Origin of the sequence: Candidatus Syntrophosphaera thermopropionivorans, assembly GCF_004353895.1 — a bacterium.
GTDB lineage: Bacteria > Cloacimonadota > Cloacimonadia > Cloacimonadales > Cloacimonadaceae > Syntrophosphaera > Syntrophosphaera thermopropionivorans.
This window is the reverse complement of sequence record NZ_SMOG01000023.1, coordinates 1-26,684: the sequence shown is the minus strand read 5'-3', so window position 1 is coordinate 26,684 and position 26,684 is coordinate 1. Positions and strand designations below refer to the sequence as shown.

Below are 26,684 nucleotides of genomic sequence, written 5' to 3'. Positions count from 1 at the left end.
GGTTCTTGCTGATTTTCAAAATGCTTTTGCACAGCTTTTTCATATCCAGGGCGGATGTACCAATATTCCGCCATTTCAGATTCGGCAACTGCGTAATCCAGCATTAAACAATAGACCGCTGGAGCGGTACATCGTGTTTTTCGTGCAAATTAAGGGAAGATTGCGTTCTTTTGCCATCTCTATAACTTCTGCTGGTGGTTTCTTTCCGCGTACAAATACAATCCCAATAATATCAATCATATCCGCTAAGCGAATTACCTGCTGATTGGTCAAACCTGTGAGAAGTAAAGTTGGCTCTTTGGTGCACATCAATATATCACTTATCAAATCAGAAGCAAAAGCACAGGGAACTTCTATATCCAGATTTACCTCTGGTGTTAATACTTCTGCATCCAGTATCTTTACTATATCCGATAATTTCATCCTATATTACCTTATTTCAGATTTATAACCAGTTCAATGAAATGCATTTAAAAGTCAAGGAAATAGTTAGAGTTATAATAGTGAAGATTATTTATCTTTTTTCTTCTTTTTGTCTGAATCATAGTATGCTATTTTATCTTATCAAATTTATTTTCAAAATTAGGGGTGATACCTGCCAGTTTGGTAATAGAGAAGACAAAAAATTAATCTGTTTTTGACCAAGGATAATTTATTCAAACTGTAAATATATGGTCTGAGCTTTATTGATATTTTAACATAACATAAAGGAGAAGAGTCAGAAAATAGACAAATAGGGAAGGTTTCTTATCTATCCAGTTCTAATCATAGTTTTATTAATATAACTTTATTTGATTAAGGGTTAAAATTATCTTGCCTGATTAGTTTTGATTTATATTAAGGTAATATAAGAGCTACCAGATTCAGGAATTAATGATGAAAAAATCTTATATCTTTGTCTTTATAAGCTTAGCGATGTTGATTATAACCAGTTTATCAGCTGAAGTGACTATTCCTTATCTTAGTGAATATCTATATTCCTATCCTTCCACTATCTATAAGGGAGCCACAGCTCCTTTTAACTGGACGAAAGATGACTATCTGAAGGCAGGTGGATTACTTTTAACAGGAGGAATGCTCTATCTGGAAGATGAATATTTACGAGACCTTTATCAAAGAAATCGTATAGAGTCAGTGGATGATATATTTACGGTATTTGAAGTTTTTGGTAATGCTAAATATATGTTTCCAGCTTTAGGGGTTATGACTTTATCCGGTTATTGTCTTAAATCTGATAAAACTGTGGAAACTGGATTGTTGAGTATAAAAAGTGCAGTTTTAGCTCAAGGTTTAACCTTATCTTTAAAAATTATAACTCAAAGACCAAGACCTGAAACAGAAGAAGGAAAAGAATTCTGGAGCACAGGTTCTTTTTCATTGCATAATGATTCTTTCCCTTCTGCACATTCCACACTGGTCTGGAGTTTAGCGCCTATCTTTGCAGAGCAATATAAAGAAAATAAATGGGTTCCTCCCCTTTCCTATACCATAGCAATACTAACTTCCTGTTCCCGACTAAATGATGATAAACACTGGAGTAGTGATGTCTTTATTGGTTCCATAATTGGTTATTTTACTGCTCAATTAGTTCTTAAAGATACACCCCGTTTAACTTTCAATTTTTCTCCTTATTTATCGGGGATAGGGTTTTGTTATGAATTTTAAAGAAATACCCTTGATCGTGAGGTTACTTTAAATTTAGATGGAGAATATGATTATTTAGACTATCCACAAACGCAGGTCTATAAATTTAAATAAAAAATCCTTTACAGATTATAGAGTTTGAGTTTATTGAATTTCATAAGAAATAAGGTTTCCCTTTCAATATATAACTTATTATAAGGATAGGTAATGAAAAAGTTTATTGTCTTTTTCTTTGTCCTGTTATGCGTGATGCCGTTAGTTGCAAAGATAGATTTGAATACTGCAACTTTTGAGGAGTTGATGCAACTTCCAATTACGGAAAAGCAGGCAAGAGACATTCTGGAATATAGAGAATATGTTTCAATATTTAAAGATGTGTATCAATTACGAGACATTCCTTCTATAGACCAGAAGACGCTACTCAATCTCAAAGATTTGGTAGTGGTTTCAATTTATCAGGAAGAAGATGAGGCATTAGCGAGAAGGCAACAAATCCAGGATTTATTGGAAAGGCTGGATAGCAATGAAGGTTCATCAGAAGGTATGTCTGATGTATGGCAGGACTATTTGATGACCCCACATAATGTTAATAAAATGCATTTTGACGATTTCATCAGTCTACCCAATGTCTCTTCCGTTGATGCTGTAAGCATTCTTAAGAGAGTGGCTTTAGGTGATACCATTGCTGATATGCGAGATCTTCGCAATACTACAGGTCTATCCTATTATGGCTATACCAATTTACGTAGCTATGTATATTATAAAGAGCCACCAGTAAAGAACAGGTTTTTCTGGGATGCGGAATTGCAATACTACACTCGTTATCTGGAAGAAGGTGCTTCAGATATGTATCATGAGCCATTCTTACGGAATGATTATGGTAATTCCAGCATAGTCGTTCCTCAACATAAGAACCTATCTTACTGGGGCTATTTCAATATGGATAAGATAGACCCTGATGTTATGGTTAAGCTACGTGCCAGATATGGGAATAATTATAAAATTGGCTGGATGCATTATAAGGCAAAAGGAGAAACCTCTTTAAGTGATAAGACAACCAAGGAAATTCTGGCAGATTCCAAGTTCTATGCAGGCTACGAAAATAATGAGCTTCCTCTGTTGGATAATACGCGTTTGAAAATATATCTGGGAAACTATAGGGTTACTTACGGAGAAGGATTAGTGATGGAAAATACTGATTTCTATAGTGCCCGGAAAACTGGATATGGCTTCAGTAAAAGAATTCTTGGTATCACTCCGGACCTTTCTCGCACACAAGAATATGCTCTTCGTGGTGCAGCTTTTGAGCTTACCCATCCCTATGCTGGTTTATCTTTCTGGTTCTCTCAGGATGATAAAGATGCAATTGTGTATGTAGATGAGTATGGCAATACAGTTAAAGAAGAGGGGAAAGATAAAATATTCAGCTATGTGGTTCCTACTATCCGTTTTGATAACGATGAATTGCGTGAAGCTGAAGCTATGTTTAATCAAGAATTACAAAGCGGAACACCTTATGCAACCAATTATATAAATCTTGCCTATCGCAAAGATGCCTTGAAAGAAAAGCTCTGGGGCACTCATCTGCAAGTGAATCCTTTTATTGGGACCAAGATTGGTTTTACCACCTACACAGCACTGTATGATGATGCTTATTTTATGGTACCGGACTATAATGATTTAAAAACCTTACTGGTGCGTGATTCCTACTACTATCCTAAATTTAAGATGATGGATGCTGAAATTGCCAATCTTTATAGCACCAGGACAGATACTTATAGTCGTGATTACAGAAGAGTGATTGGATTTGATGGACACACTACTCTGGGGAATATATCAATTGAAGGTGAATATGCAGAACTGAGTGTTGATGGTTCGGACTTAAAATTAGGTGATGATCCTAAAGCCTATCTAATAAGTGCTCACACTCAATTTGATAATCTCTATTTTATTAGTCTATATCGGCATTATGATGTTGATTTTGATAATCCTTATAGCAATGCCTACTCTGAACACCAACGCTTTGAAGATACTATCCTGGAAAAGAATATATATGCTCTTACCAATCCAACGCTTTCAGATTTATATTTGAATTGTTCCCAAGCTCAACCAGAAGAAGGAATATATTTTGAAACGCGATATAAATTTGACCGTTTCTTTACCATAAATAGAAGTTATCTGGATATCTATGAAAGATTAACAGATGGTCGTCGTTCTGTTCGTTTCCAAACTGAGCTGGAATTTCGCCCTATCTATGCACTTGGTTTAAGATTAAGATATAAGAATCAGGTTAATAGATATGATGATTATGCAGAACGAGGAGTTTCTAAGACTGATGAATATACAGTTAGCGTCCGAACTTTTCTTTCCAATCGCGATTTTCTGGAGTTTGAATATCGCTATAACACAGTCTGGGGTCCGCCTTACACCTCTTTAACCTATCCTGCTGAACCGGGTAATAATACTATGGCAGCGGCTCAAACTCTAATGGTGGGTGATTATATAGGCGTTAATTATACTCACAACTTCAACACTAATCTCAAGCTCCAGGGCTCTTTCATATATTGGTTCGGACATGGGATTTCACATTGGGATTGGGAAGATATGGAGATAGATTTTATGGGAGAAAAAGGTGCAAAATTCTGGGTGGCACTTCATTCCCGTATTTCTCAAAATATGTATTTAACCCTAAAATATAGAAATAAAACTTATCAGACTCAAGAACTCAGCATCCGACAATATAATGTTCCCGTTCAAGGTGAAAATCTATTTCAACGGGTGGAACATAAAGAAAACACTATCCGGCTGAGTCTTGAATACCGTTATTAATGTGGAGGAAGAATGATTAAGAAATTAGCTTTAAGTGTGATATTATCAATAATTATAATAGCTGGTTTATCTGCCTGGTCTATAACTGATGATTATTTTGGTAATCGCTACGGAATGCTGGATGCTCGTAGTTATGCAATGGGAAGCACTGGTATTTTTAATGAACTAAGACCTTCTGCGATTACTTTAAATCCAGCTAACCTAACTTTAATAAATAGACCTGCTGGATTAGAAGGAAGTTTCTTTCTGAACCGCAATGAAGATAATAGAGCTGTCCCTTTATATAATTCCTTTGATAATTATATAGATGACTCAGTTTATGCTTCCAATCTAAATTTTTATGATGATTATGCTACAACAGGATTTGTAAGTTTTAAACCCTGGAAATTAAGAATAGGTATAGGAGCGTATTATCAGCCTCTTTTGAGTTTTGATGGGGATTATAAAGAAGAAATTCGTAATAACCGTAATACCGATAATGATAATTATCCAGAAAAGATAGCGGTTAATACCATAGAAAATGCAGGTGTGTTAAATCAAGCTTCGGGGGTGTTAAGTCTGGGTTTTGCTCTGGGTGAAAATTCAGAACTAAATCTTGGTTTTGATTTTGGTAAGCTCTGGGGGAATACTAAATATCAAAAAGATATTCTCTGGACTCAATGGGCAATTGATACGGTTGGTGAAGGAGTGTTACCAGATTCTATTTATAAAGAAAATGTAGATTGGGATGGTTATAGATATAAAATAGGAGTGTCAGCTCGTATAAATAAGCGACTTGGAATAGGTGCGACCTATACATTTAAGACTACTCTGGATAGAACTATTGATTGGGTTAAAACTTATGGTGGAGTAGAAGTCAGTTCTACTACTAATGCTAAGGAAGATTATATCTTACCCAGTGAGTTTCGTTTAGGTATTAACTATCAACCAAGAAATATTATGCGCACCTGGTTCAATCTTGAAGGTGAATATGTTCGGTTTTCTGAAATAGGAGACCAATATGATGATGTGATAAATTTCTATGCTGGAGTGGAACATAATATTAAATATAGTTTACCTTTCCGCTTCGGATTTCAAGCTACCAATAGCTATCTCAGAACGGTGGAAGCAGATAATTCTATTATAGTTAAAAGAATAATAACACCTATGATAACTGGTGGAAGCAGTATTCCCTTAACTGATAAACTTCATCTGGACCTTGGATTTGGATATTCCTGGAGAGAATATGAGGCTTTAGACCTCTTCCGTGATTCCTATTATGATGACCGTCATTATACTGGTGAAAACAGTTATCAGCTCTGGCCTAATCAACACATCGTTTTAACTGATAGAGGCTGGGAAAATCCTGATAAAGTTAGGGAAAGTAATATCAGCCTTAGCACCAGTCTAAGCTATACCTGGTAAAAACAATGAAAAGCAAAATAATATTAATCATCCTTTCCTTCCTCTTTCTTGCCTCGGGCATTTTTGCGGAAGACCTATATCTGGATATTATGTTCACCAATGATATGCATGGAGGAATAGACCGCTCTGAGGCGACCTTTATTAATCCTGACTTCCCTCCTCGTTTAGGTGGAGGAGCCTCTGCTGCAACTCTCATAAAATATGCTCGTTCTTTAAGCAATGCCCAGAGGTCTTCACTACTTTTTGATATTGGTGATTTTTTCCAGGGGAGACCTGTAGGGACAATAACTAAGGGGAAAGCTATCATTGAATATATGAATGCTATTGGCTATGATGCAATGACTCTGGGTAATCATGAATTTGATATAACCGAAGACGAGCTAAAAGAGACTCTCGCCCTGGCAAAGTTTCCTGTAGTTTCTTGTAATATCATAGATAAAAGAACAGGAGATTTCCCCCCTTATGTTGTTCCTTATATTATAGTAGATAGATTGAGTGTCCGTATAGCAATTATTGGTCTTACCACTACAGATACAGAAAAGATGAGTTTCCCAGAAAATATAAAAAACCTTGATTTTCTTGATGAAAAGGAATCTTTAACCAAATATGTAAAGATTGTTCGGGAAGAAGAACAAGCAGATATTGTGATAGTTCTTGGTCATGCCGGATTACCCTATGATAATGTTGAGACCTATTTAACGCGTTATGATAATAAAGGGAATCCACTCTTTACTGAAAGATATGCAGTTTGGGGCTATGATGCTCAGGAATTGGCAAGAGAAGTTCCCGGAATTGACCTTTTTGTTGGAGGTCATATTCATAAAGGAATTCCCAGTCCTTGGATAGACCCTTACACTCATACTATGGTTATCCAAGGTTATGCTTATGGCTCAAATCTGGGATGGATGACGCTCACGATTGATTCTGAGACCAAAAGTGTCTCAGGTTATAAACTTCCTGCTTTAACCGATGGATTGATGATAACTCTATTTGAAGAAGAGTTCATTCCAGATGCAGAAATCTCACCTATCATTGAAGAACAGGTAGCAAAAGCTGAAGAAGGAATGGATGAGGTTGTAGGTTATGCGGCAGTAAATTTAACCAGGACCAATTATGATGCTCAAAGTCTGGTAGGCAATATGATTGTTGATGCTATGCGTAATGAAGTAAAGGCTGATTTTGCCTTTCTTAATCTGGGAGGAGTTAGAGCAGATATAAAAGCTGGTCCGGTAACCTATAGAGATATTTTTGAAGTTATGCCTTTTGACAATATGCTGGTAAGTTTTACCTGTGATGGAGAATTTCTTCGTCGTATTATTGAAACCAGGGTTGAAGGTTCTCGGCACGGTCTAATTGTTTCAGGAGTTAATGTAGTTTATTCTAAAAAGCGTCCCAATTACGACAGAGTAACTTCTTTGAAAGTCGGAGGTGAACCCTGGGATCCTAATAAAATCTATACCTGCGTTACTACTGACTTCTTAATGGAAGGCAATGCAGGCTTAACTTTGCTCACTCAGGTTCCTAAAGAGAATATCATTTATCATCAGATAAACCTTCGCGATGCTATTGTCCGTTACTTTCAACAACACAGTCCAGTACATACAAAGATTGACGATCGCTGGAAAAGAGATGATAATGCCAAGCCAACTCCAGAAATGTTAAGAGCTAAAAGTCAGGCGACAAAAAAGGAAGAATAGTTTCTTTAATTAAGTTAGCTGAATATTGAAAGAGTTCTGTAACCAGGAAGCGATGGATTCTTTAAATAGAGTCTTGAGCTGAGTAAAAGTAGTTGGATAAAGTTCACCCGTCCATTCATCCATAAATATTTTTTTAAATTCTATAGCCAGACATATAAGTTTGTCCGGATAATGGACATTCAGCCATTGCGAAAGATTTCCTCCGGAGAATTTTACATCCAGCTGACAATCTAATTTTCTATTCTGGAGGGTTTTATTCCCCATTATTTCTCTTAAGCTATCAATTAAAGGATAGTAATCGGATTTAAGATTACTTCTGCCAATAATTATATCTGGAGTATTTTGTTCCGGTTCAGCTTCTGGTCCGTTTCTCAGATAATTATAGCTATGTAAATCCAGTATAATGAGAAAAGGATGAGTTTTTAGCATTCTTTCAATTTGATAACGAAGTAAGGAATACCAGGCATCATAATCTTCATAGAGATTATTTAAATACTCTTCTGGAAGTGGTTTTAACCATGGATTAAGACCCCAGCAATCTTCAGGCTTTAAATATACCGCTTTTTCTAAAGACCGATTTAGGTCTACCACAAAACGAGAGGTGTAATTGACTACATAATTAGGGAAAAGAGAAGCAAATTCCGAAGTGTAGGGGTCTTCTTCTCGTAAGCGGTCTTTTTCGTCAACTCCACAGAATCCTACAAGTTCAAGAGGAAAGTGATGTCCATTATGAATTGCTGTAGTCAGAAGAGGAATATTATCATTGCCAAAGTGCCATTCGGAATATATCATTATAATTCCAGCTTTCTGGTTTTGTCGTCATATTTAGCAAGATACGCTGTAGCCACTTCTTTTGCCAGTGCTCTAATTCTGGCAATATATGCAGCTCTTTCCGTTACACTAATCACTCCCCTGGCTTCCAGAAGATTAAAGGTGTGAGAACAATGCAATAGATTATCATAGGCAGGGAAGACAAGATTTTTAGCAAGCAATTCACGGCATTCCTTTTCATAATCAGCAAAGAGGTCAAAAAGTAAAGAAGTATCAGCGGCATTGAAATTGTATTCCGAATATTCTACTTCCCTTGAGAAATACAATTCTCCATAAAGAGTATGATGGTTCCAGCGTAATTTTCGGTAGTCATCCACATCCTGAATATACATAGCCAGCCTTTCCAGACCATAGGTTAGTTCTACACTGATAGGAAATACATCAAAACCTGCTACTTGTTGAAAATAGGTAAATTGACTTATCTCCATTCCATCCAGCCAGACTTCCCAGCCTAAACCCCAGGCTCCTAAAGTTGGGGATTCCCAGTCATCTTCAACAAAACGTATATCATGCTTGGCTATTTCTATACCAATAGCTTCCAGACTTTTTAAATAAATATCTTGGATATTATCCGGTCCTGGTTTTATAATAACTTGGAATTGAAAATAATGTTGCAGTCTATTAGGATTTTCTCCATATCTTCCATCTTTAGGACGACGGCAAGGTTGTGTGTAAGCCACAGAAACCGGTTTTCCACCTAAAGCACCAAAAAAAGTTGAGGGATGGAAAGTTCCTGCACCCATTTCCATATCGTAAGGTTGCATCAGATTGCATCCTTGTTCTGACCAATAATTTTGCAGGGTCAAAATGAGGTCTTGAAAATTCATATTTTTCTACTCCGTAATTGATGACACAAATTGCATATTTCTTTCAGGTTTTGCCGTAAAGCAGCAAGATTTTCCTGGAGTTCTGCATTTATTGCGTTATTTTGTGGGGAAACTGGTACTGGCTCGTGGGAACTTTTATTGCGGAGTTCCTGTTTCAATTTTTGTCTCGCTCCTTCAATAGTATAGTGTTGATTATAGAGTAAATCTTGAATTTTACGCAGGAGCTCAATATTTTCCTCGGAATATTTACGAATTCTTCCCGATTCCTTGCGCGGTTTGAGAAAACTGAATTCGCTTTCCCAATAGCGTATTACATAAGGTTTTACACCCAGCAAGTTACTTACTTCCCCAATAGTGTAATAATATTTTTTCATAATGTTACCCTCCAGGTTTTTTTATTCTGGCAATAAGCGCCAGAAGAAGGGCTATCCCAACAAAGATGAAGGGATATTTATATATTCTTCTAATTACTGGTATCTTGGGAGTAGTATAAAGTGGAGCGGTGATAACACATACTTCATTTAATTTGGTCTGTGCCAGAATTCTACCTTTAGGGTCAACAATGAGAGAAATACCAGTATTAGCACTACGATAAATCTGGATGCGATTTTCTATGGCTCTAAATCTTGCCATCATAGCATGTAACCATGGACCATAAGAGGTTCCGAACCATCCATCATTAGTAATATTAACCAGAAAATCGCATTTATTAAACTCACCAGAAAGAGAATCTCTTGGAATAGCCATACGATGAAAGATTTCAGGGAATGCCAGTTCATAACAGATAGAAGGCGAAAAACGATAACCTCCGCTTTCGTAATAAGCCAGTTTAGTGCCGAATTCCCAGTTTGCCTGACCTAAATCCAGTTTCCATAAGAAGGGAAATATATCCATCCAGAGCATTCTTTCCGCTACGGGGACAAGAATATTCTTGAAATATAGTTCATTATGAAAATTATCTGGCTGAAATAAGGAGGCAGCATTATAGCTTCGTTCTCCCCGAGGATGATTTACATCTGTTTCGTAATGCTGAAAGCCAGTAAAGATATCAACTTGAGCTTCATCTATAATTCTCTGAAGGTCGCGTTGAGCAGCATAATCACTGGCTAAATCACCTATCATAGCTCCTTCTGGCCAGATTACAAGTTTAGCAGAATCTGCAACTGCCTCCAAAGTTAGTTGACGGAAAAGCTCCAGGGACTTATCATATTGTTCAGGTTTCCAGCGTTCTCTTGCGTCAATGGAAGGTTGCACCACAAATATTCCTGCCTCATGCTTTTCTAAAGGCAGATTTTTTAAACAGTATTCTCCATATCCCCACCAACTGATTAAGATAATAACTATTGCTACCACAGAAGTTATCTGCCTTTTTCTTGGTGAAGTATTTACATAATGATTGCGACCGCGGTTTTCTAAGAATTTTTGACTAGTGGGAAGCAATAAATGAATCAATATATTTATTAACAGGATTAAAGCAGATAGACCGACAACACCTCCAATATCAGCAAATTGAATAAGATGAGTATAATCAGCTAAAGAATAGGCTAAATTGAACCAGGGGAAACGGGTCTCTCCAAAATTCTGAATATACTCAAAGGTTATCATAATTGATATAAACCCCAGATATCGCCATTTAGGTAAAACAAGGAAAATGCGATTTATAGCATAAAAGAGGATATAATAAACGAAACCATAAAAAGCTATCATTCCTATCAAACCAGGTATGGTAACCAGAGTTACCCAGTAGAATACAATACTCACATAGACGATAGACATAATGAAGCCCATCCGAAGTAAATCACCACTTTTTGCTTTTCCTGTCTCAAATACATAAAGTAAGGGCACCCAGGCAAAAAACACCATCCATCCGAGATGAAATGGTAATCGTGAAAGGGCTAACATTAATGCACTTAAAAAAGTTAAAAGTAGATTACGGCGTCGCATCTATACCTCTTTTGTAAACTATTTTAACCAGACAGATTTCTTGAGGATAAAGTAAAGTAAGCATCTGAGCATTTGTAGTCATTAATTTTGGGGGTGTTTGACGACCAATTAATGGATATATATTATTAACGCTTATAGGATGATTGATCAAGTCATAAACAAATTGACCGGTTAAAGTTTCCTTATATTGCCCATAGAGATAGAAAACATAAGTGACATTTTTTTTAGAGTTATAGGCAAAAAGAAAATCGTTATTGCAATCAATATACATAGGTTGATCTATCTCAAATCTACCAAAACGGTAAAGTTCCTTTGTATCTAAAGGAGAGATTGAGATGATTTCTGAACTGGTTGAATCATAGACAAAAATAGTGCCATCCTTTCCAATGCAGAAAAGTTCAGGTTGATTAAGAGTATCAAATTTGATTTCAGAAATGAAAAGACCCTCAGGTGAGAATTTTCGCAAGACCTTCGTAACCTTATCCAGAGCAAGTAATCCTCCATCAGTATCAATTCCAATATCGTTTAACCTCTGGAAATTGGTTCGGTCAAATCCCAGACCTCCAATAGAATTTATCCTTTTGCCATCCCTATAGATATGAATCTCTTGACTTGCCCTCTGCATAGCAAAGACCGAATTAGTTGGAGCACTGTAGATTGCTTTATCATATTCAATTCCTACGGGGATAGCTCTTATGAATTCAAAATGGTCTATATCTCTTCGCGCTATGAAGCTATTATCAGCGCAATTTCCCAGGAATAAAAGAGAAAGGAGAATAATGAAAATTCCAAAGCATCTTTTCATAAAAAACCTTTACTTAGACCAATGGATATCTTTTAGTTTGCCCTGGATATTAATTTTATCCCCAAAGCGATTGTATTCCAGAGTATAGACAATATCAATTTCCATATTCTTTTTCAGGAGAGGAAGATAATCTCCTAAATTATAGCCAATAAGGTCAAGCTGAACACCATCTTTGACCACTTTCAATTTCAGATGATTTCTGCCTACGGTGTAAGGATAACCAGCAATAGTAACATTACGAGTCAGCATTACCGGGCGGCTATTTTCAGGTCCGAAAGGAGCAAATTGTTCAATCCAATCCAGCAGAAATTCGCTGATATCATAAAGCTCTATCTCATGGTCTATTTCCAGAGATGGTTTTATTTGTTCTAATTGAAGGTGGTCTGCAATATAACGGGATAGTTCATTCTCAAAACGGTCCAGGTATTCCTGTAATATAGTGAATCCCACGGCATATTTATGACCTCCATAACTGGGAAGATTGTGTTCTACGGCTTTTAAAGCATTGAATAGGTCAAAATCTGCCACACTTCTTCCAGAACCGCAACCCCAGCCCTCTTTGAAAGAAATCATTAAAACAGGACGGTAATATTTTTCTGCCAGTTTGGAAGCAACTATTCCTATAACTCCAGGGTGCCAATCATCAGAAGAGACAACGATACAGGGAACAGTTTCCAGCTTAGAGTATTTTTTTTCTATGATCTCACAGGCTTCCTGGAAGGTTTTCTGGTCTTCTTGCTGTCTCAGAGAATTCAATCTTTCAATACTTTCTGCCAGTTCCTTACTTTGTTCTATATCCCGTGAAATAAGGAGTTCTACCGCTAAAGAAGCAGAACCCATTCTTCCGGCAGCATTAATACGAGGAGCTAAGCCAAACACTATATCAGAACTATCTAAAACTTTACTTTTTAAGCCTGCTATCTGAACTAAAGCATTCAAGCCGAGATTTTTCTTTTCTTTTAAATGCTGTAATCCTATATGGGCAAAAATTCTATTTTCTCCTATTAAGGGAACTATATCAGCAATGGTTCCTACTGCTACTAAATCCATATATTTTAAAGTGTTTTCAAGGGATTCTAATCCTCTGGCTTGGTAAATTGCTATTAAAAGTTTATAAGCTACTCCAACTCCTGCTAAATAAGGGAAAGGATAGGTACAACCTGGAAGTTTTGGATTTATAATAGCTACTGCTTCGGGAAGTTCTTCCTTCGGATTGTGATGGTCTGTAATTATAATTTCCATACCTCGTTTATTGATAGCTTCAATCTCTTCTAAAGCGTTAACTCCACAATCAACACTTATAATCAACGCAGTACCATTTTCCTTTAATTGGTCTAAACTTGAAAGAGACAGTCCATAACCATCAATCATCCGATGAGGTATATAGTAATCTATATTAGCCCCTATCCGATTCAAACCTAAATATAGTAAGGTGGTAGCAGTTGTGCCATCAACATCGTAATCACCATAGATGGTAATTTTTTCACCTTTATCTATAGCTCGTATAATCCGCTGAACAGCTTTCTCCATATCAGGGAAAAGAAAAGGATCAAAGAGCCCATCTAAACGAGGATGTAAAAAGGCATCTATTTCCTCAATTGTTATTAATCCTTTTCTATAAAGTAATTCTGCCACAATCTTTGGACATTTCAAAGAAACAGAAATATCTTTAATCTTCTGTTTATCCTCTTCAGAGAGCTCAGGTGGCATTTTCCATTCCTTCTCCATATAGCCTCTTTATTTATATATTATAATATTTATCAATATATTAGCTTATCCAACCTAAACCAGAACTTGCGATTTTATCTCCTACTTATCATCTATATGGTAAGTTCAAAACCACAACTGACCATTATCACTATTTAGCTTATCCTGTAAAGAAAAAAATTAAGTAAGAAAATAGCAAGATATTTTGTCTATCAAGCTTATCAAGATTGATATGCTTTATTTTATATGGTAAGAAAGACAGTTCTGAATGGGCTTTTTAATGGTTTTTTACTTAGACTCTCAAAAAGAAAAGAAAATCTATTTTAGATTCTTATGGTATCATTATAGGTTTTTTTAGTATTGAATCAGGAACGGGTTATTTTAGCCCCAATAGCATTTAATTTTTTTTCTATATGGTCATAACCACGGTCAATATGATAGATACGAGAGATAACAGTTTTTCCTTCAGCTGCGATACCAGCAAGCACTAAAGCAGCGCTCGCACGAAGATCAGTTGCCATAACTTCGGCACCGCTTAATTTCTTAACACCCTTAACTCTGGCTATATTTTGTTCCACTCTAATATCTGCCTGAAGACGATTTAATTCAGCAACATGGGCGAATCTATCAGGGAAAATAGTATCTTCTATAAAGCTTATGCCATCTGCTAAACACATCAGCACCGTGAACTGAGCTTGAAGGTCGGTAGGAAAACCTGGATAGGGTAATGTGATAATATCAACTGGTTGGATAATTTCAGGGGGATATACAGTTATAGAACAATTTTCAACTTCCAATTCACATCCAGAAGCTCTGAGTTTTTCCATGGGAAGAGTTAAGTGATTGGGATTACAGTTTGTAACCGTAACCGGGTTAGTGCTCAGGGCTCCTGCTATAAGAAAAGTTCCTGCTTCAATCCGGTCAGGTATCATTTCCATTTCCGTAGGGTGGAGCTTTTCTACTCCCTCAATTACCAAGGTGGTAGTGCCCTTACCTGAAATTTGAGCTCCCATCAGATTTAAAAAATCAATAGTGGCATCAATCTCTGGTTCCATAGCAGCATTAAATAAACTGGTCACTCCCTTAGCCAGAACAGCAGCCATCAAGGCATTAATAGTTGCTCCAACACTGGATTTTGGGAAATATATATCAGCTCCTACAAGTTTATCAGCTTTAGCATTTATATAGCCATGTTCAACTGTGATATGAGCACCAAGAGCTTCCATTGCCATAAGATGAAGGTCTACAGGACGAGTACCTATGGCACAACCTCCAGGGAAAGAGACTTTGGCAATGCCCAATCTGGCTAAAAGAGGTCCCAGCACATAAATAGAAGCTCGCATCTTATTGACCAGTTCATAAGGCGCCTCATAAGAATCAATATGAGAAGCATCTATGCTCAAAACATCATTTTCCATCTCCACTTTTGCACCTAATACTCGTAGGAGCAGGGACATTGTTTTCAAATCTATAAGGTGAGGGACATTATGTAGAGTAGAGGTTCCAGGCGCAAGTAAACAAGCAGCCATAGCAGGAAGGATGGCATTTTTAGCTCCACTAACAGGAATGGTCCCGCTAAGATTGCGATTTCCCTCTATAATAAATTGTTCCATAATCATTCCTTATTTCTGATTTGCTCGGATTAAATCTGGGATTAGAATTATTTGAAGCCGAGATAACGCGGATATCCAGCTAAATCATCTTTTATCAATATAGTTTCCCAACCATATGTTTCAGCTAAATGGATAATATTTTGTCTTTGTTCATCCCCATGTTCAAAGAAAATTAATCCCTCTGGTTTTAATTTAGATTTAGCTTCTTTCAGAATGCGACGATAAAAAATCAGTCCATTTTCTTCTGCCCATAGTGCCAATTTTGGTTCGTATTCTTTTATTCGGGTATCAAGTTTTGCATAGTCAGATGGGCTTATATAAGGAGGGTTACTAATAATGAAGTCAAAACTGTCTTCAGTTTCAGGATAAAGGTCTGTTTGATAAAAGGAAATTGCGCAGTTATTGTAATCAGCATTTTGCTTAGCAATTTTAAGTGCCGAAGCTGAAATATCGGTAGCAACGAGTGTTAGGTCTGGTCTTAATGTTTTCAGAGTAACGGCAATAGTACCGCTTCCTGTGCCTATATCCAAAACTTTGGCATTTTCAGGGATAAATTGTAAAGCCAGCTCAATTAGACCCTCTGTTTCTGGACGTGGAATTAGCACTTCAGGGCTTACAGAAAATTCTAAACCATAGAAACAGGCTTTACCAATTATATATTGCACAGGCTCTTTGTTTCTAAGACGAGCGTAGTTAGTATAAAAATTTTCCAGCAGCCTATCTGAAAGCTCTTCTTCTTTTCTTAAAGATAAAGTTAAAAAGGGACAATCCAACAACTCACAAAGCAGTAGAGAAATATCGTGATACTCTGCTTCTTTTCGGTATTTGTTCAGTAATGCTCCAACCGTCATTCAGCATTCCTGGAGGGGAGTTTGCGAATTATTTCAACTTTTCGTCCTCCTTTGGAAAAGACCAGAGAATCAGAAAGATGATAAAGCATAGTCAATCCTCTGCCATAACAATCCAGATTTATAGAAATAGGTTTAGCAAGTTGTTGTAGCCAATTTTTATAATTAAATCCCTTGCCATCATCTTCAACCGTTATGCGAATGCTATTTTTTTCTTTATTTAGAGAAATAGTGAAACGAATACGACGGGAGGCAATAGCAGGTTCAGTCAATTTTTGGCTAATAATCTTTTTCAGCTGGGTAAATTCCTGAGTTCTTTCTTCTTTTGTAAGTTCTAATATACCATGGAAATAGGCATTGGTTAGCATTTCATCTGCACAGATTAGAAGCTCATTTAAGGTATCTTGAGACAGGTCCAGATATTGAGATAAAAAAGGATTCATTATCTGATTAATGGTTATCTGTGAAAACTTTGTAGGGTCTATCACATATGATAGCTGGGCTTCTTCAAAATCTTCTAAGGGTACCGTCTGGTTTTGTTTGAGAAGAGATTTTTTCTTTACCGCTTCAATGGAGTTCAATAACTGTTGACCATCAATAGGTTTGCTGATAAAATCAGCTGCACCTAAGCGTATAGCACGAAGAAAATAATCCTGTTCTAAATATCCTGTTATGATTATAACTTCTTGCGTCCAATTATGCTGGCGAAGTTTTTCTAAAAAATCAAGTCCATTGATATCAGGTATTTCAATATCACAAATAACCAAATCATAGCATACTTTTCGTAACCTTCGGATAGCGTCACAACCAGAGGTGGTGGTATCAACTTGATATTGATGAATCGTCAGTAGAGTCGCAAGGTCATTTAAAATCTCTGGGTTATCATCAACAACGAGGATACGATTAAGTTCTTCGGTCATCCTAAATTAACAGTGAAAAGTTGATTGAGTTTCAGCATGTTAAATAGTTCATAAATTGGAGTGGAACAACGAATAACTTCCATTTCTCCACCTTTACTAATAAAATCTTTATAAAAAAGGAGTAGTTTGCCGATTGCCGTGCTACTAATATTATCACATTCAAAGAAGTCTATATCTAAATATTTAATATCAGACTCCAGAACCTCGTTCAGTTTTTCTTGCAGTTGTGGTGCATTATCACTATTAAGGCTACCACGAACACTTAGAAGAGCACGGTTTTCAGAGACTTTCAAATCAATATCCATAATATCCTCCTTTAAGGTAATTATATATATTTACTATAATATTTTTAATTAAAGCTGTCAAGTTTAATATCAAGCATAACCACGAATCCGTTTTAAAACTGAACTTTGTACTTGAGGTGGTACGATTTCATATTTACGAAATTCAAGTGTGTATATGGCTCTGCCCTGGCTGAGGGAACGGATTCGTGTGGCATATCCAAATAATTCCGATAGCGGAACTTCTGCTAAGATCTCCTGTTGAAATTCGTTGTGCTTCCGTAAAGCAAAAATGTGACCTCGTCTTGTATTAATATCAGCAATAATATCACCCACAAAATCGTCAGGACTGATTACAGTGAGCAGCATAATAGGCTCCATAAGCACCGGTTCAGCTTCTCGTAAACCCTTACTGATAGCGATAGAAGTAGCTATACGAAAGGCTAATTCATTGGAATTATCAGGGTCATAATCTCCATCTATTAGCTCTATCTTCACTCTTTCAACAGTGCCACTGATTAGTGGTCCATCATTTAAAGCATTCATAGCTGCTTCTTCAATGGGTTGATAATATTCTGGAGGGATTTTTTCAGGGGAGATGTTATTGATAAAGATATTTTTCACATCCCTATCTAATTCCTCTTGACTAAGAGGAGAGAGACGAAAGCGTACTTTTGCATAGTTACTCTTACCATTTAATTCCCGCATAAAAGTTTCTTCGCATTCCACGGTTTTTGTTATTGTCTCTTTGTAAGACACTTGAGGTGGTCCCACATTAACTGCCACATTAAATTCGCGAAGTAACCTATCTACAATGATTTCAAGATGCAATTCACCCATTCCAGATATAAGAGTCTGTCCAGTCTCGGGATCAATTCGGACATTAAATGTAGGATCTTCATCTTCCAATAAAGTTAGGGCATTCTGGAGAGCTTCCTGATCTGCTTTAGTCCTGGGTTCTATAGCCACAGAGATAACACTTTCCGGAAAATGCATCCTTTCCAGAATAATATCTATAGCGCCATCGGTGATAGTGTCTCCAGTACTTAGAAAACGGCAACCAGAAATTGCACCGATATCTCCTGCATGAAGTGCATTAAGGTCATGTTTACGATTACTCATCATCTGTAAAATGCGTGAAGCACGTTCTCTTTTTCCATTGGTTTGATTCAGAAAACTGGAACCTTTTTTCAAAGTGCCAGAATAAACCCGAACATAGACCAATTTACCAAGATATTTATCAATCTGTACTTTAAAAGCTAAGCCTACAAACGGGGCTTTGGGGTCAGGTGCTAAGGTTATAATTTCTTTTGTTTTAGGATTAATACCTTTACAGGGTGGAACATCCAATGGAGAAGGGAGAAAATCACAAATAGCATCTAAAAGAAGTTGTACACCTCTATTTTTTAAGGATGAACCACAAAGAACGGGCAAGAATTTATTCTCAATGGTTCCTTTCCTAATAGCACGACGAATCCATTCTTCTTTTATCTGTTCCCCTTCAATATATGCAGTAAGCAGCTCATCATCAAATTCTGCTATGCTTTCCAGCAATATTTCTCGTTGTTTATGGGCATATTCTTGTAAATGTGCAGGAATCTCTTCTTGATGAATTTCTGCTCCTAAGGTAAGGGGATCAAAAAAATAGGATTTCATAGTGATAAGGTCTATCACTCCTTCAAACTCATCTTCTTTGCCGATAGGAATATTTATTGGTTTTGCCATAGGTGTTAGACGCTCATGAATCATTGATATTACATTTTCATAATCCGCACCAAGACGGTCCATTTTGTTCACATATGCCAGACGAGGTACTTTATAACGATCAGCTTGATGCCAGACAGTTTCTGACTGAGGTTGAACTCCTGCCACAGCACAAAAGATTCCTACCGCTCCATCCAGAATACGAAGACTGCGTTCCACTTCTGCAGTGAAATCTACATGACCGGGCGTGTCTATTATATTGATTTGTTTATCTTTCCAAACACAGGTGACAGTTGCAGAATTAATTGTTATTCCACGCTCCCTTTCTTGTTCCATCCAATCCGTAAAAGTATTGCCATCATGAACTTCGCCCATTTTGTGTAAGAAGCCTGAATAATAAAGGATTCTTTCCGTAGTAGTTGTCTTTCCCGCATCAATGTGAGCGATGATACCAATATTACGTATTTTTGATAAATTACTATCTGATTCCATAATAAATCGTTTAATTCTTCTCCAAAATTATACTTATTTTCCAAAAAAACAGATTAAGCAGTTCTGTCCATTAAAAAGTTTTTTACTTATTAAAAAATTAAATGCCAGCATAGAATTTTACCCAGACTTTAGTGGACAAGTAAAAAAACATTGACAGAGAAAGACAGAAAGAAATAGAAGAATAAAAGAGGATAGAGATTTGAAAAAGATTGTAATCACTATAATTGCACTTGTTTGTGCAGGTATGGTCTTGGGAGAGACAACTAAAAATCCTAATAAAGCTGCACTTTATTCTGCTATTTTTCCTGGAGGAGGGCAACTTTATAATCATGCCTGGTGGAAAGCAGGCGCAGTGGTCGGAGTGCAAAGTTATCTCATTAGTGCCGCTATCTATAATAAAGATAAACAGGAAGATTATAAAAAATTAGCAGAGAACACTACCGATCAGTTTCAACAGCAAATTTATCAGTCCAAAAGTAAAACCTACCGTGATAAATTTAATAACGACCTCTGGTGGATAGGTATTACTGCAGGTTTATCCATCTTAGATGCCTATGTTGATGCTCATCTATACAATTTTGAAAGCGAAAAGGAGAAAATTCATCTACACTTTTCTGAAAATGAGATTGTGCTGCAGTATAATTTTTAGTTTATAATATCCTCTATCCAATTGCTTTAACGATAATTAATATTAATAGTGAATAGGTAGGGCAGCTATTTACATTGTAATACGACACAATAAATCAGTAAATTGCAATTGATTTTATAACTATTAGATAATCATTATAGTTATGTATACCTTAATATAATTATTCTATCATATCAATAGTTCTATTATATTTTATTTATTTTGCTTATTTTACCAGCTGATTTAGTCTAAGCTCCTACTTGCCTCTCTCTTAGCACTTTAGATAAAAAAGAAACAGGAGAGAGCTAAGGGAGACTTAATGCTTAAACTAATAAAAGCAAAAATATGAGACAAATATAAGTCTAATTGCTTGAATAATAATTGGATTTGAATCTTATAATTTGATAAAAAAATATAGAAGTTTAATAAGTTAGCTGTAATTTTTTCAATTCAAAGGCTGTATAAGGGAGTCATTTAATAATCAAGAGTTCTCGGAGTTGGGAATAGAATTTATATATTTATTTTTTTTGAGTTTCAAACATATTGCTTAACTGAAGGGGAATTTCAAACCTCAATCTCGCCTATAACTTTCTTTTAAAACGGATTTTGGAACTAATTTATTTAAAAATTTATTATCTATTTTTTGCTCATTTACGTGTGATATAGTCTTAGATATTTAATAGTATCGTTCATTTTATTTTGTATAAATTATAAAGCTAAATGTAACATATTATTATTTTTAATTATTCTTGGGAAAGGGAACTTTAAGCTATATTTTATATATCTTTCAAATAATTATGAGGGTACAGAGATACGTAATGTCACTGGACAGTGGTCTGAACCCATAATATCATCACGAATATCTGCATCTATAATTCGGTCTTTTGCTTCTTCATTAACGAAGAAATAATCAATACGCCAGCCTACATTTCTCGGCCTGGCCTTTGTTCTATAACTCCACCAGGAATAGCGTTGTGGTTCTGGATGGAACATACGGAATGTGTCAATCCAGCCTATTGCTACAATTTTATCTAACCAAGCTCTTTCTATAGGAAGGAATCCACTGGTTTTTTCATTTTCCTTTGGATTCGCCAGGTCTATTTCTTTATGAGCTGTATTAAAATCTCCGGTTACAATAACCATAGGTGATTTTTTGCGATCTTCTTCCATAACTTCCAGACACTTATCGTAAAATCTAAGTTTATAATTTAGCCTATCATCACTCATTTGACCATTAGGGAAATATATATTATATATTATAAAGCTGTCATAAAAGCAACGGATGATTCTTCCTTCACCGTCAAATTCAGGTACACCAAAGCCATAAAGAATTTTTTGGGGTTCTCTCTTAGTAAAAACCGCTACTCCGGAATATCCCTTTCTCTGAGAATGCGACCAGTACATATAGTAATTGGACAATACACCTAATTCAGAAGGGATTTGATGTTCTTGTAGTTTTGTTTCCTGCAAACCTAACCAATCTGGCTGCTCTCTTAAAATGGTTTCGAGAAAACCTTTATTTATGGCAGCCCGAAGACCATTAACATTCCAAGACCAGAGATTAAGTTCCAAGCCATTACCTCAAAATTTTTTTATTAATATAATGTAACAATATGTATTGTGTCAAGAGAAAATACCATGCTCTAAATAAAATATTTTTTATAGATAGAGGATATTAAAACATTCTATTTGACATCAAGATGACCTTATCCCCAAAATTTACACCATTGGCAGGGTGACACATTGTGACCTTATCCCCGAAATTTACACCATTGGAAGGGTGACACATTGGAATGCAATGCTGTTTTTTTTGATCAAAAATTTCCCGCTTTACAGCAGGAGCTTGACGGGAGAATTTGTTGTTCAGAAAAAACTTAACAAGATAGGGAGTAAACAATGCGTAGCAAATTTACCTACACCCAGATTCACCAGATCCTGAATGAAGCAGATTTAGGAGCAGAGATTAAGGCAATATGTCTTAAGTATGGCATAAGTCGGAACACCTTTTATAACTGGAAGAACAAATATGGTGGTATGTCACCAAGTGATGCTAAGCTCAAGCATGATTTGGAGATAGAGAACCGCCGTTTGAAAAAGATGGTGGCGGAACGAGACCTTGAGATCGAAGCGATGAAGGAGCTTCTCTCAAAAAAATGGTAAGTCCCCAGCAGAAACAAGCGGCTGTTGGGGATCTGAGTAATCAAGGCTGGAGCAAGAGAAAATCCTGTGAGCTGGTTCAGTTAGAGCGCAAAGGGCTCTACTATGAGTCCAAACAGAGTAAAGAAAACCAGCAGATAACAGAGTATCTGAAAGAGATGGCTTACCAGTATGTTCGCTGGGGTTTACCCCGCATGGTTAGTGTCGTTCGAGCCAAGTTTGGTTCGGTCAATCATAAGCGGATCAGGCGCTTGTACTGCGAAGCCCGCTTGCAGGTTCCCAAGCGACCGAGAAAGCAAGTCAAATACAGAGGACAGCCATTGATACAGGCAGAATACCCTAATCATCGCTGGTCAATGGATTTTGTCTCAGACAGTTTTATCAACGGTAGGCACTTCAGAGTACTAAACATCATTGATGATTTCACTAGGGAACTTATTTTCCAGGTAGTAGATACCTCCATTTCAGGTCACAGAGTTGCCAGGGCATTATCGGAGATAGGGCAGTTTCGCCCTTTGCCCCAGTTCATAGTATGCGATAATGGTCCTGAGTTTCGCAGTTCAATTATGTTCAAATGGTCCCAGGATAACAAGGTAGAGCTAAGATTCATTGCCCCCGGAAAGTCCCAACAGAACGCCTTTGTGAAAAGTTTTAATGGCAAGTTCCGAAAAGAATGCCTTGACTTAAGTTCATTTGTAAATCCGATTGAAGTCAGAGATGTGATAAGCAAATGGCGGGTTGATTACAATTATAATCGCCCCCACAGTTCCCTGAACTTCATGCCGCCTGCTAAATACAGAGAAAACTATGAAAACAATGTCGATAGCAAAAGTGTCACTTTACAAGTGGTATAATAAATGGGACGGGGTCAAAAGCGTTCTGGGCAAACTAAAAAGGACCCAACATATAAAGCTGGGTCCTTATATCAATTAAAAAGGAGTTTATTTGATGATTACCATCTTCTTGATCTGGTTCAAGCTCGGGGTATTCAATCTGTAGAAGTAAATTCCACTTCCGCAAGTTTTACCCTTGTTATCTTTTCCATCCCAGTTGATGGTATGATATCCCTGAGTAAGTTTAACGGCTTTGACAACTTCTCCACGGATATTGTATATAGTTAAAGTTCCTGTTTCACCGGCTTTAATTCCAACTTCTATCTTAGTGCTATTATTAGCACGGAAGGGGTTAGGATAAGCGCTATTCAGAGTGGTCACTTCAGGAAGCACTGGAGGAACATTACCTTCTACAGTTACAATTACGGGACCGTGGAACTCAGAGTTATTGTAGTCGACGCTTTCCAACCAGTAATAGTAAGTGGTATGATTCTCTACTTCACTATCCACAATAGTATAACTATGTTCCTGGGTGGTATTGGTAGCAGGAATCATAGTGGGTGTTATGAGGATAGCATTATCCAGAGATTTCTCTTCATTACGATATACCCGATATCCACTCAGATTGGTCTCGGACTGGCTCACCCAGGTAAGCTGGACATATAAGTCATTGGTGAGAACAGCTGTGAAGCTGGATAGTTCAACCGGTAATGGAGGTTGCGCTTCCTCAAATTTTAACATAATATTAGGTATATTTGCATTTAAACTTCCATTTCCCGTTGGAGGTGTATTATCTGCATACCAGTATTGATGACATCCGGTGGTTCCAGAAGTATAGTAAAAATAAGGATACGGGCTAATACCGCCTTGACCGAAAGCTGTTTCTACTGCAATGACTAAATGCCCAGAAGTGTATGAGAATGGAATATCAAGTTCAAATAGATGCCAGTTGGTGGTAGAAAATGTATATGTTCCTTCATCTACTAATGTTGCATTAGCAATAAAGGCATCCCAGGTCATAGATGTAAAAGCCGTATCATTTGTCTGCATTATATAAATCTTATACGGAACTGGAGAAACATCAGCAGTTGAACAATTCCAGCCAATTTTTTCTATTATCCCATAACGATCTATTTGTTCATTGTTATACAACGCAGCAGAACGTTCATAACCCCATAATATGCCAAAGGGTTGACGTTGAGTAGATGTTCCTGTTCCAATGATCACAGTTTCTTCAGGCAAACCCTCGGCAGAAAGAGCTACATCATAGTTTGTTGAATTATAAGTAATTCTCAAAGTAGCACTAACTGGACCTTCAATTGTAACAGTAGCGGTAACAGGGATTATTACTGATTGTCCAGCATTCAGGTCAGCAGGAAGATTAGTAGAATCGAACGAGAACATTGCAGCATATGGTCCGATTATACTGATGTCACTAATACCTATATGTATAGTTCCAACACCCGAATTAGTAATAGTCACATTTACAGGTGTAGAAGGAACATTTTGTAGTAATGAACCAAAATTAATAGAAGTAGGACGATAAGTTAAAATAGGTGCAGAGGGAGTTTCTCTTATAATTACATTATCAATAAACAAGTCGTTGTCACCATATGTATCTTCCAAAGATTCAGCGTAAAAACCTATATATTTAGTACCAACATAATCATTAAGTGCAATAATATAGGTCCCACCAGTAGCTGGTATATTATCATATACATTAGGAGATCCAGTGTTATTCCATTCCATCAGAATAGTAGGAGAACTCATATCAGGATTATCACTTATAACTACTAAAAACCTGTCATCAGCCTGTTCCCCTGGCACTACTGGATTAGATGTATTCCATTGTGTTAGCGCTAGATCAAATTTAAGTTCATAACCAGCAGCAGGAATCTGTATCGGTGGAGTAATTAACCAATCATAATGGGTATTAAAGAAAATATTTATTTTTGCTGCTTTATTTACAGGATAAGTAACATTTAGCCAATCATCCTGTTCCCAGCTTCCACCTGTAACAGGTATGCCACCAAATTGATATTTTAATTGTGTCCAATTTGTAGGTATCCAGGTGGAAAAGTCTGTAATATAGGGAAGTGTTGTTATAGTAGGATCAGTCCTTGTAGTGAAGTTCCTAATCTCAGCCGGATTTCCTTCTCCACTTGCATTATAAGCACTAACAGTCCAGTAATATGTAGTATTATATAGAAGGGGGGTAGTTGAAGGGACAGTATAGCTAAGAGTAGTAGCATTAACATCAGCAAAAGGTGTTGTAAAAGTTGTGCTTGTACCTAAATAAATTCTATAACCAGTAGGATCTCCACCAGTAATGGGAGTGCTCCAGCTCAGAGTTGGAGTAATACTTAAATCTGTAGCGCCATCTACAGGTAAACTAAGGACTGGTACTCCTGGAGGAATAGAGGCAGGAGTAACTATAGCTACATTAGGACGCCTATAGTGTCTTGTTCCGGGTATAGCAGGGAAAGAAGCATCTAATTGTTTATATACAATCGTATAAAGCGGTGAAGTAGAAGTGTAACGAAATAGGGGATAGTCTTCGGTGTATGTTCCATCCCAGTTTTCAAATAGAAATTCAAGATTAGAAGTGCCGTCCCATGTATAAGGTACTGTGAAATAAATATAATTCCAGCCACTTCCATTGTAAGTAATATCTCCTTGAAATACATAGTTGAAAGTAGTATTATCAGGATATCCAGTTCCAGTCTCATCTGTTTCTGTGCTATATTCGGTCAGGATCGTATTTCTCACATAGATTCGTTGGTCCAGCATTGTACAATTTGAGATTGTATTATGTACATAAAAACCCAAACCAGTTATTGGGGTATTAGCAGGTATCCCAGCTGTGCTCAATTCTGAGGCTGTCCAGATCACTTTACTCCAGTTATAGTTATAATAGCCATTAAAAGGACAATTAAATGTGGTTGTAACATCTGTCCCTATAATATAAATATCAGCAAAAGTAAAGGTACTTAGTGTTAAAATGATGAGTAGCAAGGTTAGTTTTTTCATTTAATTAAACTCCTTTTGAGTTAGATTTTGGAAAATTAGATTTGATTTGATTGAATTATTGAACATACAGAGTGAGACGATTAATGACTCTTTATCCTGTAACCAGGTTGCGACATTTAACATTTTGTTATATTTGCAGCTTAAATTTCAGGCTGCAAGGATGATTGCGATATTGGTTGGTCCATTTTAAATAAATCAGGCAATAACTATAAATTACCTGAATACACCTATATAAATTAATATTATATATTACACCTCCTATTCCCATTTCATTTTGTTGAAATAAAGAAATTAATAATATGTTTTTCATACCTCTACCTTTAAATCTCGAGTTAAGGCTCCAGCATAAAGTAGTTTTTTTAGATAACCATAAATTATGATTCTAACTCAATAATAAAAATATATTGTGTTTGTCAATATTTTTTTGAGCTAAATTAGGAATTTTAATTTTAAAAATGTTATAACTTATTGTATATCTTGTAGTTAATGA

The 26,684-nt window shown here is 36.5% G+C and carries 21 protein-coding genes; 7 read left to right on the top strand and 14 right to left on the bottom strand.

Going from position 1 to position 26,684, the window contains the following annotated elements:
• Positions 1 to 75: 75 nt before the first annotated feature.
• On the bottom strand, positions 76 to 423 hold the full coding sequence (locus tag E0946_RS06260) for a DRTGG domain-containing protein (RefSeq protein ID WP_133201617.1): 348 nt from the start codon (positions 421 to 423) through the stop codon (positions 76 to 78).
• Positions 424 to 876: 453 nt separating this feature from the next.
• On the opposite strand from E0946_RS06260, the gene E0946_RS06255 reads away from it, so the two are divergent.
• From E0946_RS06255 to E0946_RS06240, 4 genes are all read left to right on the top strand, one after another.
• Positions 877 to 1,665: a phosphatase PAP2 family protein gene (locus E0946_RS06255; RefSeq protein WP_133201616.1), complete on the top strand. Its 789-nt coding sequence runs from the start codon at positions 877 to 879 to the stop codon at positions 1,663 to 1,665.
• A gap of 186 nt (positions 1,666 to 1,851) precedes the next feature.
• A complete protein-coding gene (locus E0946_RS06250; RefSeq protein WP_133201615.1) occupies positions 1,852 to 4,473 on the top strand; it encodes a ComEA family DNA-binding protein in 2,622 nt (873 codons plus the stop codon).
• Between the two features lie 12 nt (positions 4,474 to 4,485).
• Complete coding sequence (locus E0946_RS06245) at positions 4,486 to 5,877, top strand: hypothetical protein (RefSeq protein ID WP_133201614.1); 1,392 nt, start codon at positions 4,486 to 4,488, stop codon at positions 5,875 to 5,877.
• A 5-nt stretch (positions 5,878 to 5,882) separates the two neighbouring features.
• Positions 5,883 to 7,574, top strand: a complete 1,692-nt coding sequence (locus E0946_RS06240; protein ID WP_133201613.1) for a bifunctional metallophosphatase/5'-nucleotidase — start codon at positions 5,883 to 5,885, stop codon at positions 7,572 to 7,574.
• 9 nt (positions 7,575 to 7,583) lie between these two features.
• Here the strand turns inward: E0946_RS06240 and E0946_RS06235 are convergent, their stop codons facing one another.
• From E0946_RS06235 to fusA, 11 genes are all read right to left on the bottom strand, one after another.
• A complete protein-coding gene (locus E0946_RS06235; RefSeq protein WP_133201612.1) occupies positions 7,584 to 8,366 on the bottom strand; it encodes an N-formylglutamate amidohydrolase in 783 nt (260 codons plus the stop codon).
• On the bottom strand, positions 8,366 to 9,232 hold the full coding sequence (locus E0946_RS06230; RefSeq protein ID WP_133201611.1) for a glycine--tRNA ligase subunit alpha: 867 nt from the start codon (positions 9,230 to 9,232) through the stop codon (positions 8,366 to 8,368). Before E0946_RS06230 ends, E0946_RS06235 begins: the two co-directional genes overlap by 1 nt.
• Positions 9,229 to 9,606: a MerR family transcriptional regulator gene (locus E0946_RS06225; protein ID WP_133201610.1), complete on the bottom strand. Its 378-nt coding sequence runs from the start codon at positions 9,604 to 9,606 to the stop codon at positions 9,229 to 9,231. The genes E0946_RS06230 and E0946_RS06225 overlap by 4 nt, the downstream gene beginning before the upstream one ends.
• 4 nt (positions 9,607 to 9,610) lie before the next feature.
• The gene (gene lnt, locus E0946_RS06220) at positions 9,611 to 11,176 is read right to left on the bottom strand and encodes an apolipoprotein N-acyltransferase (RefSeq protein WP_133201609.1); all 1,566 of its coding nucleotides are present in this window, start codon (positions 11,174 to 11,176) and stop codon (positions 9,611 to 9,613) included.
• Entirely contained in the window at positions 11,163 to 11,981 is an 819-nt protein-coding gene (locus E0946_RS06215) for an NHL repeat-containing protein (RefSeq protein ID WP_133201608.1), read from the bottom strand. The genes lnt and E0946_RS06215 overlap by 14 nt, the downstream gene beginning before the upstream one ends.
• A 9-nt stretch (positions 11,982 to 11,990) precedes the next feature.
• Complete coding sequence (gene recJ, locus E0946_RS06210; RefSeq protein ID WP_133201607.1) at positions 11,991 to 13,709, bottom strand: single-stranded-DNA-specific exonuclease RecJ; 1,719 nt, start codon at positions 13,707 to 13,709, stop codon at positions 11,991 to 11,993.
• A 344-nt stretch (positions 13,710 to 14,053) separates the two neighbouring features.
• A complete protein-coding gene (murA, locus tag E0946_RS06205) occupies positions 14,054 to 15,301 on the bottom strand; it encodes a UDP-N-acetylglucosamine 1-carboxyvinyltransferase (RefSeq protein WP_133201606.1) in 1,248 nt (415 codons plus the stop codon).
• A 47-nt stretch (positions 15,302 to 15,348) separates the two neighbouring features.
• Positions 15,349 to 16,152: a peptide chain release factor N(5)-glutamine methyltransferase gene (gene prmC, locus E0946_RS06200; RefSeq protein WP_133201605.1), complete on the bottom strand. Its 804-nt coding sequence runs from the start codon at positions 16,150 to 16,152 to the stop codon at positions 15,349 to 15,351.
• Positions 16,149 to 17,069 carry an ATP-binding response regulator gene (locus E0946_RS06195; RefSeq protein ID WP_133201604.1) on the bottom strand — a complete coding sequence of 307 codons (921 nt, stop codon included), beginning with the start codon at positions 17,067 to 17,069 and terminating at the stop codon, positions 16,149 to 16,151. Before E0946_RS06195 ends, prmC begins: the two co-directional genes overlap by 4 nt.
• On the bottom strand, positions 17,066 to 17,374 hold the full coding sequence (locus E0946_RS06190) for an STAS domain-containing protein (protein ID WP_133201603.1): 309 nt from the start codon (positions 17,372 to 17,374) through the stop codon (positions 17,066 to 17,068). The genes E0946_RS06195 and E0946_RS06190 overlap by 4 nt, the downstream gene beginning before the upstream one ends.
• 69 nt (positions 17,375 to 17,443) lie before the next feature.
• The gene (gene fusA, locus E0946_RS06185) at positions 17,444 to 19,546 is read right to left on the bottom strand and encodes an elongation factor G (RefSeq protein ID WP_133201602.1); all 2,103 of its coding nucleotides are present in this window, start codon (positions 19,544 to 19,546) and stop codon (positions 17,444 to 17,446) included.
• Between the two features lie 199 nt (positions 19,547 to 19,745).
• On the opposite strand from fusA, the gene E0946_RS06180 reads away from it, so the two are divergent.
• A complete protein-coding gene (locus E0946_RS06180) occupies positions 19,746 to 20,195 on the top strand; it encodes a DUF5683 domain-containing protein (protein WP_133201601.1) in 450 nt (149 codons plus the stop codon).
• 774 nt (positions 20,196 to 20,969) lie between these two features.
• Here E0946_RS06180 and E0946_RS06175 read toward each other — a convergent pair.
• Complete coding sequence (locus E0946_RS06175) at positions 20,970 to 21,746, bottom strand: exodeoxyribonuclease III (protein WP_133201600.1); 777 nt, start codon at positions 21,744 to 21,746, stop codon at positions 20,970 to 20,972.
• Between the two features lie 324 nt (positions 21,747 to 22,070).
• Between E0946_RS06175 and E0946_RS06170 the strand changes: the two genes are divergently transcribed.
• Together E0946_RS06170 and E0946_RS06165 are read left to right on the top strand one after the other, a co-directional pair.
• A complete protein-coding gene (locus tag E0946_RS06170) occupies positions 22,071 to 22,334 on the top strand; it encodes a transposase (RefSeq protein WP_133201599.1) in 264 nt (87 codons plus the stop codon).
• The gene (locus E0946_RS06165) at positions 22,328 to 23,185 is read left to right on the top strand and encodes an IS3 family transposase (RefSeq protein WP_133201598.1); all 858 of its coding nucleotides are present in this window, start codon (positions 22,328 to 22,330) and stop codon (positions 23,183 to 23,185) included. The genes E0946_RS06170 and E0946_RS06165 overlap by 7 nt, the downstream gene beginning before the upstream one ends.
• A gap of 87 nt (positions 23,186 to 23,272) precedes the next feature.
• Here E0946_RS06165 and E0946_RS06160 read toward each other — a convergent pair whose 3' ends face one another.
• Entirely contained in the window at positions 23,273 to 26,194 is a 2,922-nt protein-coding gene (locus E0946_RS06160; RefSeq protein ID WP_133201597.1) for a choice-of-anchor D domain-containing protein, read from the bottom strand.
• Between the last annotated feature and the right edge of the window lie 490 nt (positions 26,195 to 26,684).

Coding starts and splice junctions, on each gene's coding strand:
- E0946_RS06235 (WP_133201612.1), bottom strand. CDS start 8,366: ATGATATATTCCGAATGGCACTTTGGCAATGATAATATTCCTCTTCTG.
- lnt (WP_133201609.1), bottom strand. CDS start 11,176: ATGCGACGCCGTAATCTACTTTTAACTTTTTTAAGTGCATTAATGTTA.
- E0946_RS06165 (WP_133201598.1), top strand. CDS start 22,328: ATGGTAAGTCCCCAGCAGAAACAAGCGGCTGTTGGGGATCTGAGTAAT.
- E0946_RS06230 (WP_133201611.1), bottom strand. CDS start 9,232: ATGAATTTTCAAGACCTCATTTTGACCCTGCAAAATTATTGGTCAGAA.
- prmC (WP_133201605.1), bottom strand. CDS start 16,152: ATGACGGTTGGAGCATTACTGAACAAATACCGAAAAGAAGCAGAGTAT.
- E0946_RS06215 (WP_133201608.1), bottom strand. CDS start 11,981: ATGAAAAGATGCTTTGGAATTTTCATTATTCTCCTTTCTCTTTTATTC.
- E0946_RS06160 (WP_133201597.1), bottom strand. CDS start 26,194: ATGAAAAAACTAACCTTGCTACTCATCATTTTAACACTAAGTACCTTT.
- E0946_RS06260 (WP_133201617.1), bottom strand. CDS start 423: ATGAAATTATCGGATATAGTAAAGATACTGGATGCAGAAGTATTAACA.
- E0946_RS06225 (WP_133201610.1), bottom strand. CDS start 9,606: ATGAAAAAATATTATTACACTATTGGGGAAGTAAGTAACTTGCTGGGT.
- E0946_RS06255 (WP_133201616.1), top strand. CDS start 877: ATGAAAAAATCTTATATCTTTGTCTTTATAAGCTTAGCGATGTTGATT.
- E0946_RS06195 (WP_133201604.1), bottom strand. CDS start 17,069: ATGACCGAAGAACTTAATCGTATCCTCGTTGTTGATGATAACCCAGAG.
- recJ (WP_133201607.1), bottom strand. CDS start 13,709: ATGGAGAAGGAATGGAAAATGCCACCTGAGCTCTCTGAAGAGGATAAA.
- E0946_RS06190 (WP_133201603.1), bottom strand. CDS start 17,374: ATGGATATTGATTTGAAAGTCTCTGAAAACCGTGCTCTTCTAAGTGTT.
- E0946_RS06240 (WP_133201613.1), top strand. CDS start 5,883: ATGAAAAGCAAAATAATATTAATCATCCTTTCCTTCCTCTTTCTTGCC.
- murA (WP_133201606.1), bottom strand. CDS start 15,301: ATGGAACAATTTATTATAGAGGGAAATCGCAATCTTAGCGGGACCATT.
- fusA (WP_133201602.1), bottom strand. CDS start 19,546: ATGGAATCAGATAGTAATTTATCAAAAATACGTAATATTGGTATCATC.
- E0946_RS06250 (WP_133201615.1), top strand. CDS start 1,852: ATGAAAAAGTTTATTGTCTTTTTCTTTGTCCTGTTATGCGTGATGCCG.
- E0946_RS06170 (WP_133201599.1), top strand. CDS start 22,071: ATGCGTAGCAAATTTACCTACACCCAGATTCACCAGATCCTGAATGAA.
- E0946_RS06245 (WP_133201614.1), top strand. CDS start 4,486: ATGATTAAGAAATTAGCTTTAAGTGTGATATTATCAATAATTATAATA.